Source organism: Streptomyces sp. CA-251247 (genome assembly GCF_050952975.1).
GTDB classification, from domain to species: Bacteria; Actinomycetota; Actinomycetes; order Streptomycetales; family Streptomycetaceae; genus Streptomyces; species Streptomyces achmelvichensis.
This window is the reverse complement of the sequence record NZ_CP191861.1, coordinates 3,546,846-3,559,415: the sequence shown is the minus strand read 5'-3', so window position 1 is coordinate 3,559,415 and position 12,570 is coordinate 3,546,846. Positions and strand designations below refer to the sequence as shown.

At 71.0% G+C, this 12,570-nt stretch carries 10 protein-coding genes; 5 read left to right on the top strand and 5 right to left on the bottom strand.

The genetic code is table 11. The features are described 5' to 3' along the window. Nucleotides 1-134 precede the first annotated feature (134 nt). Nucleotides 135-1,814 (top strand): class I adenylate-forming enzyme family protein, encoded by a 1,680-nt coding sequence (locus ACQPWZ_RS15530; protein ID WP_433571631.1) that lies wholly within the window; start codon nucleotides 135-137, stop codon nucleotides 1,812-1,814. A 110-nt stretch (nucleotides 1,815-1,924) separates the two neighbouring features. Here ACQPWZ_RS15530 and ACQPWZ_RS15525 read toward each other — a convergent pair whose 3' ends face one another. Then, nucleotides 1,925-3,211 (bottom strand): M6 family metalloprotease domain-containing protein, encoded by a 1,287-nt coding sequence (locus tag ACQPWZ_RS15525; protein WP_433571630.1) that lies wholly within the window; start codon nucleotides 3,209-3,211, stop codon nucleotides 1,925-1,927. Between the two features lie 297 nt (nucleotides 3,212-3,508). Between ACQPWZ_RS15525 and ACQPWZ_RS15520 the strand changes: the two genes are divergently transcribed. Both ACQPWZ_RS15520 and ACQPWZ_RS15515 read left to right on the top strand, forming a co-directional pair. Further along, on the top strand, nucleotides 3,509-4,159 hold the full coding sequence (locus tag ACQPWZ_RS15520) for a TetR/AcrR family transcriptional regulator (protein WP_340473655.1): 651 nt from the start codon (nucleotides 3,509-3,511) through the stop codon (nucleotides 4,157-4,159). A 293-nt stretch (nucleotides 4,160-4,452) separates the two neighbouring features. Continuing rightward, a complete protein-coding gene (locus tag ACQPWZ_RS15515) occupies nucleotides 4,453-5,970 on the top strand; it encodes an MFS transporter (protein ID WP_356705732.1) in 1,518 nt (505 codons plus the stop codon). 131 nt (nucleotides 5,971-6,101) lie between these two features. On the opposite strand, the gene ACQPWZ_RS15510 is transcribed toward ACQPWZ_RS15515, so the two are convergent. After that, the gene (locus ACQPWZ_RS15510) at nucleotides 6,102-6,626 is read right to left on the bottom strand and encodes a MarR family winged helix-turn-helix transcriptional regulator (protein ID WP_340473653.1); all 525 of its coding nucleotides are present in this window, start codon (nucleotides 6,624-6,626) and stop codon (nucleotides 6,102-6,104) included. Nucleotides 6,627-6,746: 120 nt separating this feature from the next. On the opposite strand from ACQPWZ_RS15510, the gene ACQPWZ_RS15505 reads away from it, so the two are divergent. Next, nucleotides 6,747-7,502: a dioxygenase family protein gene (locus ACQPWZ_RS15505; protein ID WP_405575897.1), complete on the top strand. Its 756-nt coding sequence runs from the start codon at nucleotides 6,747-6,749 to the stop codon at nucleotides 7,500-7,502. Nucleotides 7,503-7,533: 31 nt separating this feature from the next. Here ACQPWZ_RS15505 and ACQPWZ_RS15500 read toward each other — a convergent pair whose 3' ends face one another. Both ACQPWZ_RS15500 and ACQPWZ_RS15495 read right to left on the bottom strand, forming a co-directional pair. Next, complete coding sequence (locus ACQPWZ_RS15500; RefSeq protein WP_433571629.1) at nucleotides 7,534-8,574, bottom strand: questin oxidase family protein; 1,041 nt, start codon at nucleotides 8,572-8,574, stop codon at nucleotides 7,534-7,536. 48 nt (nucleotides 8,575-8,622) lie between these two features. Then, nucleotides 8,623-9,171, bottom strand: a complete 549-nt coding sequence (locus ACQPWZ_RS15495) for a GNAT family N-acetyltransferase (protein WP_356705729.1) — start codon at nucleotides 9,169-9,171, stop codon at nucleotides 8,623-8,625. Between the two features lie 148 nt (nucleotides 9,172-9,319). On the opposite strand from ACQPWZ_RS15495, the gene ACQPWZ_RS15490 reads away from it, so the two are divergent. After that, nucleotides 9,320-10,315 (top strand): sigma-70 family RNA polymerase sigma factor, encoded by a 996-nt coding sequence (locus tag ACQPWZ_RS15490; protein ID WP_340473649.1) that lies wholly within the window; start codon nucleotides 9,320-9,322, stop codon nucleotides 10,313-10,315. 1,235 nt (nucleotides 10,316-11,550) lie between these two features. On the opposite strand, the gene ACQPWZ_RS15485 is transcribed toward ACQPWZ_RS15490, so the two are convergent. Continuing rightward, on the bottom strand, nucleotides 11,551-12,507 hold the full coding sequence (locus ACQPWZ_RS15485; RefSeq protein WP_340473648.1) for a helix-turn-helix transcriptional regulator: 957 nt from the start codon (nucleotides 12,505-12,507) through the stop codon (nucleotides 11,551-11,553). Nucleotides 12,508-12,570: the final 63 nt, after the last annotated feature.

Sequence of the window (12,570 nt, the reverse complement as noted above, 5' to 3'; positions counted from 1 at the left end):
TAGCGGGTGGTCGATCCCCGGCCGAGGCGGTTGATGCGGTGTTGCGTGTGGTGTACACCGACTCGTCTTGACCTGCCTCCCCGCTGCGCATAGCGTCGCGCTCGTACTGAGCGAGCGCTTAGAGAGGTGCGACCGTGCCGCAGCCGGAAGAGATCCTCAGCGCCCCCGGCGCCCCCTTTGCCGTCGTGCGGGGGGAGGACGGCGGGCTGCTGTACGCCGATGGGCCGCGGAGTCTGCGGGAGGTCGTCGAGGCGACCTGGGCGTACGGGGACCGGCCCTTCCTCGTCGGGGAGCGGGCCGTCTATACGTACCGCGAGTTCTTCGCCCGCGCCTCCGCCCTCGCCGGGCGGTTCGTCGACGAGTACGGGCTGCGGCCCGGGGACCGTGCCGCCGTGGCCATGCGGAATCATCCCGAGTGGCAGACCGCCTTCTGGGCAACGCAGTTGGCCGGGCTTGTCGCCGTACCCCTCAACGCCTGGTGGACCGAGGAGGAGTTGGCGTACGCCCTCGACGACTGCACCCCGCGGGTGCTGCTCGTCGACGGTGAGCGGCTGCCGCGTGTGGATGCCTGGCGCAAGACGGCCGGGGCGCGCGTCGTCGTCTTCCACGGTGGGTTCCGTGACGGGGACCCGGTGCCCCAAGGTGTCGAGCGGTACGAGGACTTCGGGACGCCCGACCCCCTCACCGCGCCGCCCGCCGTCGAGGTGCGGGCCGAGGACGATGCCACCATCATCTACACCTCCGGGACCACCGGGCGGCCCAAGGGTGCCGTGGCCACGCAGCTCGCGCAGGCCGGGGCCGCGCTGCATCCGCGGTTTCATGCCAGTGCCGCCGCCCTCGCGCGCGGCGCCATGCCCGGGCAGGCGCCGGCTCCGGTCACGCTGATGACCTTTCCGTTCTTCCATGTCGCCGCGTTCACCACGCTGTACTCCACGATGGGCGTCGGCGGCACACTCGTGCTGATGCGGAAGTGGGATGCCGAGCGGGCGCTGGCGCTCATCGAGGAGCACCGGGTCACGCACTACTCCGGCGTGCCGACCACGGCGCTTCAGCTGCTGGAGGCCGCCGAGCGGACGGGCGCGGCGCTGGAAACGCTCTCGAATCTCAGCACCGGCGGGGCCGCCGCGCCGCCCGATCTCCTCACGCGGCTGACCGCCCGCCACGGGCGGCGCGTCGAGCCGCGCAGCGGCTACGGCCTGACCGAGACCAGCGGCGGCGTGCTCGCCAACTTCGGTGACGCCTACCGCGAGCACCCCTGCAGCGTGGGCCGGCCCTCGCCCGCCACCGAGGTGCGGATCGCCGGGCCGGCCGGGGAGGCGCTGCCCGAGGGGGAGGTCGGTGAACTGTGGCTGCGCGGTCAGTCCCTCGTCCGCGGGTACTGGCGCGACGAGCAGGCGACCGCCGCCGCCTTCCGCGACGGCTGGTTCCGGACGGGGGACCTCGCGACCGTGCGGGACGGGCGGGTCAGCATCGTCGACCGCATCAAGGACATGGTGATCCGCGGCGGCGAGAACGTGTACTGCGTCGAGGTGGAGGCGGCCTTGCACTCCCATCCGGGTGTCGCCGACGCCGCCGTCCTGGGCGTTCCGCATCCGGTGCTCGGTGAGGAGGTCGCCGCCGTCGTCCAGCTGAGCCCTGGGGTGACGGTCACCGTCGACGAGCTGAAGGAGCATGTCGGCAAGGAGCTGTCCGCGTTCAAGGTGCCGGCGCATGTGCTGCTGCGGGAGGAGCCCGTGCCGCGCAATCCGACGGGCAAGATCCTCAAGCGGGAACTGCGCGGCCCGGTGGAGGAGTACGTGCGCGGGGCCACGTGAGCTGCCCAGGGTGCGCCGGGCAGGTTCAGGTCGCCCGGCAGGTTCAGCGCGTGCGGCAGGTGAGGGCGCCCGGCAGGTCAGGTCGCCCGGCAGGTTCAGGGGGCGGCACGTCAGGAGCGGGTGACGCGCACCTTGTGCACATCGCCGCTGTCCGCGCGGATCACCGAGATCCTGATGCCGTTCTTCTTGTCCACGAAGGACTCCCCGGGCTGGTACGGAGCGTCGGAGAGCTCCGAGTGCACATTGGGGCGCCGGGTGCAGCCCCCGCTGTCCCGGCTGCTGTCCGCGACGGTCACCGGACCCTGCCCGGTGTCCACGCCGGTGTGGACGCGGTAGATCAGGACGCCCGGTGCGCACACGGCCTCGTCGTTGCCGGCCCGCGTCCGGACCTCGACGGCGTAGCCCGTGTCCTCGCTGATCGGCACGATCGCCATCTTCGCGCCGCCGGCGGTGGCCAGCGGGGTCAGTGAGTACTCCGTCGTGCCCGGGGTGGAGGCGCACCCGATCTGGTGCGAGTCCAGCCAGCCCAGCTTCCATTTGTGCCAGCCGAGCAGGTCGTTGTTGGCCCCCCAGTCCTCGCTCATGATGTCCCAGTGGCCCACGGAGCCGCCGCCCTCGGAGGTGTAGAGGTCGGGCAGCCCGAAGACATGGCCGTTCTCGTGGGGGAGGACCCGGTAGCCGGTCTCGGCGTACGAGCCGGAGCCGTCGTCCTGCCGGCTGTAGACGAAGGACGTGTTGGCGAGCGGCACGCCGTCGGCGACCGGGGCGTCGTGGTTCCCGGAGAAGGTCACGGAGAGCACGGTGTCCAGCGCCGAGGGCCCGGCGTTGGGCGTGACCAGTATGTTGACCAGGTCGTACGCGCTGAAGTCCACCTTCGGGTCGGCCGCCGCGACGATGTCCTCGACGAGGTTGCGATAGCCCGGCTCGTAGGGCGAGCCGCGCTCTATCCCGTACGCGGCGAACGGCATCGGCATCCGCAGCCACTCGGGCACCGGCGCGTGCGGGGTGTAGCTGAGGCGGCCGTACGAGCTGGTCCTGAACCAGTCGGAGGTCTGGGGGAAGAACTCGGCGAGCCGGTCGACGGCCCGCCCCTCACCGACGGCGTCCGAGAAGTCGATCATCAGGTTGAGGGCGCGGATCTCACCGGTGGAGGGGGAGTAGCCGGGCGGAGTCGGTATGCCTTCCGACATCTGGATGCCGAGCGTCGTGGGGATGCGGCACGGTCCGAGCCCGGTCTCGTCGGCTGTCGCCACCGGTCCCGCCGACGCCTTGGTGGGGGCGGGGAGCGTGGCACTGGCCGTGGTCAGGGCGGCGAGCGCGAGGGCCGCGAGGGCGGCGAGTCCGCCGAGGCGGCGGGATCGGCCGGTCCTGCGTATCCGGTGGCGCGTGTGCTGCATGCAAATCGCCTTCGGGCCCACGGCAGCAGGCCGGGCCCTGGCTGCGCTCTGTGCGATCAGCCTGTGACGGCCGGTGCGCAGCCGCTCGCCGGGTGGGCCGATCGTGGGACTTCCGAAGCCTCTGCTCGAATGTGACGCAGGTCACATCAAGGTCGGGAAATAACCGGGGATCGTTTCCCCGTTTGCATGTCTGTCCCCGCGAAACGGGGAAGCGGTCCCCGCTTACGCAGTGCTGTGAGGCGGATACGACCGGTGGACCCGAGCTCGATACGAGACAGACGCCTGAGAGGTGGAGTTGTGACCCCCGCCGTGGAAACCGAAACGCGCCGCACCCCCCGGCCGAGGGCGGACGCCCTGCGGAACCGGGAGCGGATCGTGTCGGCAGCGCGCGAAATGCTCGTGGAGTTCGGGGCCGATGTCCCGCTCGATGACATCGCCCGCCGCGCGGGCGTCGGCAACGCCACCCTCTACCGACACTTCCCCGACCGCTCCGGACTTGTCCGAGAGGTCGTCATCTCCGTCATGTCCCGTACGTGCGACCGCGTCGACCAGGCCGTGGCGGAGGAGGAGGATCCCTTCGCCGCCGTGCGCCGGTTCGTCCACGCGGCAGCCGACGAACGCATCGGCGCCCTGTGCCCGATGCTCGCCGGCGGGTTCGACCAGGACCACCCGGATCTGCACGCCGGACGCGAACGTCTCGAGGAGTCCGTACTGGGGCTCATCGAGCGGGCGCAGTCGGCGGGCCGGATGCGTACCGATGTCGCCGTCGGCGATCTGATGGTGGCCCTCTCCCAGCTCACGCGGCCGCTGCCGGGCATCGGATGCCTGGGCATCGACCGCTACGTCCACCGCCATCTGCAGCTCTTTCTGGACGGACTCGAAGCACCCGCTCGCTCCGAACTGCCCGGCAAGGCGGCGACCATGGAGGACCTGCGAACCACGCAATGACCCAATGACGCAGTGACACACCGGAGTTCGTGAGGCAGTAGGGACGCGGGGCACGACAGTGAGGTCGGGTCCGGCGCCGGGGGGAGATCGCCCGGACCGCGTCCGAAGCCCGGTGCCCGCCCGATGCATCGCGCGCCCGCCTCACGTCTCACAGACGACCAGACGATCAGACGACGACTCCGACCGGCTTCGACTGACACGCACGACGGCTTCGACTCGTACACGACGGCTCGTGCACGGGGGCATTGACCACGTCCGTTATGACTTCTTCGCACCCATAGGTGGCCCTTCCCATGCCAAAAACACCCGACATATCCCTTGCCGACCCGAAGCGCTGGAAAGCTCTGGTCTTCATCGCCCTCGCCCAGCTGATGGTGGTGCTCGACGCGACGATCGTGAACATCGCGCTGCCCACCGCCCAGCAGGACCTGGGAATCTCCGACGGAAACCGCCAGTGGGTCATCACGGCCTACGCCCTTGCCTTCGGCGGACTGCTCCTCTTCGGTGGCCGTATCGCCGACCTGTGGGGCCGTAAGCGCACCTTCGTCGTCGGCCTGCTCGGTTTCGCCGCGGCCTCCGCGCTCGGTGGCGCGGCCACCGGCGAGGCGATGCTGCTCGGCTCCCGCGCACTGCAGGGTGCCTTCGGCGCACTGCTCGCGCCGGCCGCGCTCTCCCTGCTGGCGGTGATGTTCACCGACGCCAAGGAGCGTGCCAAGGCGTTCGGCATCTACGGCGCGATCGCCGGTGGTGGCGGTGCCGTCGGCCTGATTCTCGGCGGCTTCCTCACCGAGTACCTGAACTGGCGCTGGACCTTCTTCGTCAACATCCCGTTCGCGATCGTCGCCGCTGTCGGCGCGTACTTCGTGATCCGTGAGCCCGCGGGCTCCCGCAACCGCTCCTCGCTCGACATCCCCGGTGTCGTCCTGTCCACGCTGGGCCTCGTGGCTCTGGTGTACGGCTTCACCCGCGCCGAGTCCGCCGGCTGGTCCGACGGTCTGACCGTGGGCATGTTCGTGGCCTCCGCGGTGCTGCTCGCGGCGTTCGTCGTCACCGAGGCCAAGGTCAAGGCCCCGCTGCTGCCGCTGCGTGTCCTGACGGAGCGCAACCGCGGCGGTGTCTACCTGTCGCTCGGTCTCGCCATCATCGCGATGTTCGGCCTGTTCCTCTTCCTGACCTTCTACCTCCAGGTCGTGAAGGGCTACTCGCCGGTCATGACCGGCTTCGCCTTCCTGCCGATGATCGCGGGCATGATCGCGGGCTCGACGCAGATCGGTGCCCGTCTGATGACCCGGGTGGCTCCGCGGCTGCTGATGGGCCCCGGCTTCGTCCTCGCCGCGCTCGGCATGCTGCTGCTGACGCAGCTGGAGATCGACAGCTCGTACGCCGGTCTGATCCTGCCGGCGCAGCTGATGCTGGGCCTCGGTATGGGTACGGCGTTCATGCCGGCCATGTCCCTGGCCACGCACGGTGTGAATCCGGCCGACGCCGGTGTCGCCTCCGCGATGGTCAACACCTCGCAGCAGGTCGGCGGCGCGATCGGTACGGCGCTGCTGAACACCATCGCCGCCTCGGCCACCAGCTCGTACATCGCCTCGCACGCGGCGGGAGCGGCCAACCCGAAGCTCCTGGAGATGCAGGGCCTGGTGCACGGCTTCTCGTCCGCGATCTGGTGGGCGGTCGGCATCCTGGTGGCGGCCGCGGCCATCGCCTTCACGCTGATCAACACCGGGCGTCCGGACGCCGGTTCGGTCACCGCCGCCTCGGGTGACGGTGTCGAGGACGAGGTCAGGATCCCCGTGGTCGCGCACTGACCCACGCGAAGAAGTCGTACGACAAGGGCCCTGCCCGGGGTGAACCCGGGCAGGGCCCTTCGCGTGCGGTGGACGGCGAGCTGCGTGCCGGCTTTTCCCTGTGCGCGTACCGGGTCGGCGGCGTACGCGGATCAGCGCAGCCAGGGGAGGTCCGCGCCGGACTCCTGCGGCTGGAGCGCGTCGGACATGATCCGCATGATCTCGCCCAGCTGGCCCACCTGTTCGGGGGTGAGCCGGTCGAACAGGGCCTGGCGCACCGCCTCGACATGGGCGGGTGCGGCCGCCTTCAGAACCTCGAAGCCGGCATCCGTCAGGACGGCGTTCTGGCCGCGCTTGTCGGAGGGGCAGTCCTCGCGGCGCACCCAGCCGTTCTTCTCCAGCCGCGCGATGGCGTGCGAGAGCCGGGAGCGCGTGATCTTGGCGCCGATGGCCAGCTCCGTCATCCGCTTGCGGCGGTGCGGGGACTGGGAGAGCTGGACGAGGAGGCCGTAGTAGACGTGCGGCATACCGGCGTCCCGCTGCAACTGGCGGTCGAGGTGGTCCTCGAACAGCATGGTGGCGTGCAAATAGGCGCGCCAGACGCGCTGTTCGTCGTCGCTGAGCCAGCGCGGTTCGCTCTCGCCGTCACCGGTGGATGCCGTGTTCATGTATTCCACTATTCCACTCTACGACTCAGTTCTTGAAACTTGAACAATGTGGACTTAAGCTGTGGTGTAGCTTGAAACTTCAAGCAGATCGGGAGTCGCCTCATGAACGCCACGCCTGACACGGAGCGGATGCCCGCCCTCTATCTCTCGCACGGCGCCCCGCCGCTGGCCGACGACCCCGTGTGGCCCGGCGAGCTCGCCGCATGGTCCGCCGGTCTGCCGCGCCCGCGCGCGATCCTGATGGTCTCCGCCCACTGGGAGGAGGCCCCGCTCGCGCTCGGCGCGACCGAGTCCGTGCCTCTGGTGTACGACTTCTGGGGCTTCCCCGAGCACTACTACCAGGTGCGGTACGACGCGCCGGGCGCTCCCGCGCTCGCCGAGTCCGTACGCAAGATGCTCCGCACCGCCGGGATGCCCGTGCAGGACATCCCGGACCGCGGACTCGACCACGGCGCGTACGTGCCGCTGGTGGAGATGTTCCCGGGTGCCGACATCCCCGTCCTCCAGATCTCCATGCCCACCCTCGACCCCCGGAAGCTGATGGAGATCGGCCGCAGGCTGGCGCCGCTGCGGGACGAGGGCGTGCTGATCGTCGGCAGCGGGTTCTTCACGCACAATCTGGCGGCGCTGCGGCAGGGCGGAATCCCCGGCTGGTCGGCGGAGTTCGACGACTGGGGTCAGCGGGCACTGGCGGCCGCCGATGTGGACGCGCTGCTGGACTTCGAGCACAAGTCCCCGGCGGGGAAGCTCGCCCATCCGCGCACCGAGCACTTCGCCCCGCTCTTCGTCACTCTCGGAGCGTCCGAGGGTGATCTCGCGACCGGGCGGAGTGTGATCGACGGGTTCTGGATGGGCCTGGCGAAGCGCTCCGTGCAGTTCGGCTGAGCCCTGCCGGCCGGTCGCCCGGAGGGCCGCCTCAGAGGAAGGGCTCGTTGAGCTCGATCGAACGGACGGCGGCGGCCAGGGCGATCGGATCACCGATGTCCAGGGCGGTGTCGGTGAACTTGATCGTGTGATCGTCGCCGTGCGCGGCGGCCCGCTCGAAGATCTCCTCCGCGCTCGCCGTCGTGGGGCGGTACGGGGCGGCCTCGGCCGGTGTGTACGCGGCCGTGACCGCGGCACTCGCCGCCCACGCGGCCCCGAGGCTCGGCACCCACAGCTCGCGGGGGAGCGCCGGCAGGGTGCGCAGAACGGCATTGGGCGCGGTCGCCGCGTGCACCAGCATGACGGGCTCGCCGTGCCCGTGACTCGCGTAGCGATGGGTGGCGGCGGTGACGAGCTCGACGAGCTGCGCACGGGCCGCTTCCGGATCGGCCGTGGCGCCGGGCCAGGCAGGAAAGGCGGTCAGCCGGCCGAGCCGGTCCAGGATGCCGCCGCTCTGATCGGGCACGGCCGGAACGGCGTCGAGCGCGGCCGCCGCGGTGGCCTCCGGACGCAGGGTGCGCAGCTCGGGCAGCGGCAGATGCCGGGCGGCCCAGTAGCCGAGAGCGTGCGCCAGCTCGGTCACCCGCGGCCCGGTCTCCTCTCCGGTGAGCAAGGTGCGTACGGCGTGGCCCACCCGGATCGCCGGATGGGTGGCTCCGCCCGCGATGCCGGGCAGCAACCGCGGCCACCACTCGGCCAGTACGTCCCGCCAGGGGCGTTCGGCGGTCTCGCGCTCGAAGTACACGGCCCAGTCGGCGATGCGGCGCGGATCGCCGAGAGCCTCCCGCCAGTCGGACGCCGTCACCGGGGTGCTCGGCTCCGGCATGTCCTCCAGCTTGCTGCCGTAGTGGTCGAGCCAGCGGTGCACGGACGACGACCAGCCGTGCCGCACCAGCGCCTCGACGGCCATCGGGCCGTGATTGCTCAGCCAGCCGTTGCGCTCGGGGCCGGACGAGTGGAGCCGTTCCAGTGCTTCGTCGAGGGTGCCGGTGGTGTCTCCGAGGGTGCCGGTGGTGTCGCCCGTGGTGTCCATGAACGGGACCCTAGGGTCGGCGCTCCGGCGGCGTAACGGTCCGGCGACCTAGTCCTCAGGCCCCAGCTTCTTCTCGTACCAGGCGACATCCCAGTACCGGTCGAACTTCCGGCCCACCTGCTCGTACGTCCCGAGATGACGGAAGCCGAAACGGGCGTGCAGCCGGGCCGAGGCCTCGTTCGGCAGGGCGATCCCGGCGTACGCCCGGTGCAGATCCTCACCGGCGAGCGCCTCGAAGAGTGCCGTGTAGAGCAGCGTGCCGATGCCGCGGCCGGCGGCTTCGGGCGCGCAGTAGACGCTCACCTCGACCGACGTGGAGTACGCGGGCTTGGGGCGCAGGGGACTACTGGTGGCGTAACCGAGCAGGCTTTCCCCGGGAGGCGTCCCGGCATTCCGGGCATCGCGAGCAACCAGAAGACGGTGCGGGCCGTCTTCAGGGTGGGAGCGCAACCAGGGGCGGCGCTGCTCGGGGGTGAACGCGGCGGTGTCGAATGTGACGGCCGTCTCACGGATGTAGTGGTTGTAAAGCTCGGTGAGGGCCACGAGATCGGCCTCCCTCCCGGGCCTGACCTGCACTTCTGTACGTCCCTGCGGCATTCGTCCTCCGGTGGTGGCCGGACAGGGTACTGCAAGATCACAGAAATCGACGCAGCCCCGGGGAATTCTGTCCGGATTCCAGTCGTTGTTTCCTTCGGATGCAGGGCACCCGAGAGGGTGTCGCGACCTACTCAGTAAGGGAGCTCGCATGGCAACCCGTGCCGTCGCCCGCCGTCAGTCCGAGACCAGTGGGACAGGCCGGGCAAGCAGCGTTCGCGCAGGCGGGGAGATCGCCGACCGCGACCTGGTCGGCATGTACCTCGACGAGATCGCGCGTACGCCGCTGCTCGACGCCGCCAAGGAGGTCGAGCTGTCCCAGACCATCGAGGCGGGTGTGTACGCCCAGCAGATCCTCGACAAAGAGGTGGAGAGCGAAGCCGACGGAGCCACGCGCGAGGAGCTCGAGGCACTGGTGGCCGAGGGCGAGCGCGCCAAGGACGTCTTCATCCGCTCCAACCTCAGGCTCGTCGTGGCTGTCGCCCGTCGCTACCCCCGCAGCGGACTGCCCCTGCTCGACCTGATCCAGGAGGGGAACGCCGGCCTGGTGCGCGCGGTCGAGAAGTTCGACTACGCGAAGGGCTTCAAGTTCTCCACGTACGCGACGTGGTGGATCCGCCAGGCCATCACCCGCTCCATAGCCGACCAGTCCCGCACGATCCGTCTCCCCGTCCACCTGGTGGAGGAGCTCGGCCGCATCCGCAGGGTGCAGCGCGAGTTCAACAGGGAGAACGGCCGTGAGCCCGAGGCCACGGAGATCGCGAAGGAGCTCGACTCCACGCCCGAGCGCGTCTCCGACGTACTCGACTGGGCACGCGACCCGGTCAGCCTCAACATGGCGGTGGACGACGCGGGCGAGACGCAGTTCGGCGACCTCCTGGAGGACACGTCGGCGGTCTCACCGGAGCAGTCGGTGCTCACGCTGCTGCGCAGCGAGGAGCTGGAAGACCTGATCGGCAAGCTCGACAACCGTACGGCGTCGATCATCCGCATGCGGTACGGCATCGAGGACGGCCGCGAGCGGACGCTGACGGAGGTCGGCAAGGAGCACGGCCTGACGCGCGAAAGGATCCGCCAGATCGAGAAGCACGCGCTGCTCGAACTGAAGCGGATGGCGCGCGACACGGGCTTCGACGCGGCGGCCTGACCCTCGGCGGACATCCGCCCCCTGTACGGACCCCGGCACCCTCCCCCCCGGTGTCGGGGTCCTCGTCTGTCCGGCGGAGGGTTTGCGGGGCCGGTGCGGGATTTCGCGGGGCGGTTGGCCCCACGCCCCTTGCCTGCGGCGGCTTCGCGCCGCGGGGGCTGACCGTACCTGTTCGGAGCGGCAGAAGAGTCTTCGCGGGGCTGCGCCCCACGCCCCTTGCCCGCGGCGGCCGCGACTTCGCTCCATACGGGGCGGCTGCACCTGGTCGGTGCGGGTGGGGGGAAGAGGCGGGATGTGGGGCTGTTGGCCCCACGCCCCACGGACGGCAGCTTCGCGCCGCGGGGCTGACCGCACCAGTTGGGTGCGGCGGGAGAGAGCCTTCGCGGGCTGCGCCCGCGCACTCCGCTCAAAGCGGAGGTGGCTGCACCTTGCTGGTAGCGGTGGGGGGAAGGGGCTCATGTGGGACGACGTCCCACGGCCCCTCGGCTTTGGCGGCTTCGCGCCGCCGCGCTCGGCCCTGGGCGCTTCCCGCATCTGCTCGGTGCGGGTTGGTGGGGCTGCGCCCCACGCCCCCGCCTGCGGCAGCTTCGCGCCGCGTCCTATCGCACTGCCCCCGAACGGCTCGGGTTCGCTTCCGGGTGGGCATCAACGGGTCGCGTGCTCGACCGCTCGGGAGGGGGCGTGCAGGGTCGTCCCCGCAGGGGATCGGCGGCAGGACCCGGGTACTCGTTGCATCGCAGCTGTATGCCGCCGACCCCGAGGAGTCGAGCCCGGAGGGCCCCCGGACCCGACGCCGGACAAGGGCCTGAGGCTCAAGCACCCGCCCCTGCCCCCGGCACCCGTCGCCGGACAAGGGCCCGAGGCTCAAGCGCCCGGGGCCCCGCCCCAAGCACCCGACCCCGCACAAGGGCCCGAACCCCAAGCACCCCGGGCCCTGCCCCGGGACCCGGCGCCGGACAAGGGCCCAAGGCTCAAGCGCCCGGGGCCTGCCCCCGGGACCCGTCGCCGGACAAGGGCCTGAGGCTCAAGCACCCCGGGCCCTGCCCCAAGCACCCCGGGCCCTGCCCCAAGCACCCGACGCCGCACAAGGGCCCGAACCCCAAGCACCCCGGGCCCTGCCCCGGGACCCGGCGCCGGACAAGGGCCCAAGGCTCAAGCGCCCGGGGCCTGCCCCCAGGACCCGACGCCGCACAAGGGCCCGAACCCCAAGCACCCCGGGCCCCGCCCAAAATCCCTCACCCCGACGCCCTCACCAACCGCCTCCCCAGATCCGTCACGTACTCCACCAGCACCCCCGGCCCATGCACCCTGAATTCGCAGTCCACCAGCGCCAGTCGCAGCGCCAGCCACTCCACCGAGTCCACCGATCGCGTCCGCAGCCGGCACCCGCCCCCCGGCGTCGGTACCGGCGAGCCCAGTGACTCCGGCAGCCTCGCCACCACGAACTCCGCCGGCGCATCGAAGCTCACGTCCACCTCCAGCTCCGGCTGCCGCGACATCGTCGCTCCCAGCAGTGCCTCCGCGCTCCCCGTCGGCAGTTCCCTCGGCTCGAACCTCGCCCCCGTCGCGAACGGCTCCGAGACCCGGTCGACCCGGAACGTCCGCCAGTCCTCCCGCCCCCCGTCGTACGCCACCAGGTACCACCGGCGCCCCGTCGAGACCAGGCGGTACGGCTCCACCAGCCGCTTCGTCTCCGTGCCGTCGCCCGCCCGGTAGCCGAACCGCAGCCGCTCCCGCCCGCTCGCCGCCCCCGCGATCACGGTCAGGGTCTGCGGGTCGATCGTCGCGCCGTCACCCCGCGTCAGCGGAACCGTCGCGGCCTGGAGCGTCGTGACGCGGTGTCGCAGTCGCGACGGCAGCACCTGTTCCAGTTTGGCCAGCGCCCGTACGGACGCCTCCTCGATGCCTTCGATCGCATGGCCCGCACCGGCCCGCAGCCCCACCGCGATGGCGACCGCCTCCTCGTCGTCGAGGAGCAGCGGCGGCATCGCGGCGCCCGCCACCAGCCGGTACCCCCCGACCGCGCCCATCGTCGCCTCGACCGGATACCCCAGATCCCGGAGCCGGTCGATGTCCCGCCGGATCGTCCGCGGGCTCACGGCGAGGCGCTCGGCGAGCTCGCTGCCCGGCCACTCGCGCGGAGTCTGGAGGAGGGAGAGCAGATTCAGCAGTCGTGCCGGAGTGTCCGTCATGTCTTTCAGGATGCCTCGCATCTAGGACATGAGCTGACCTATATCACCTCTAACTTTCTTCCT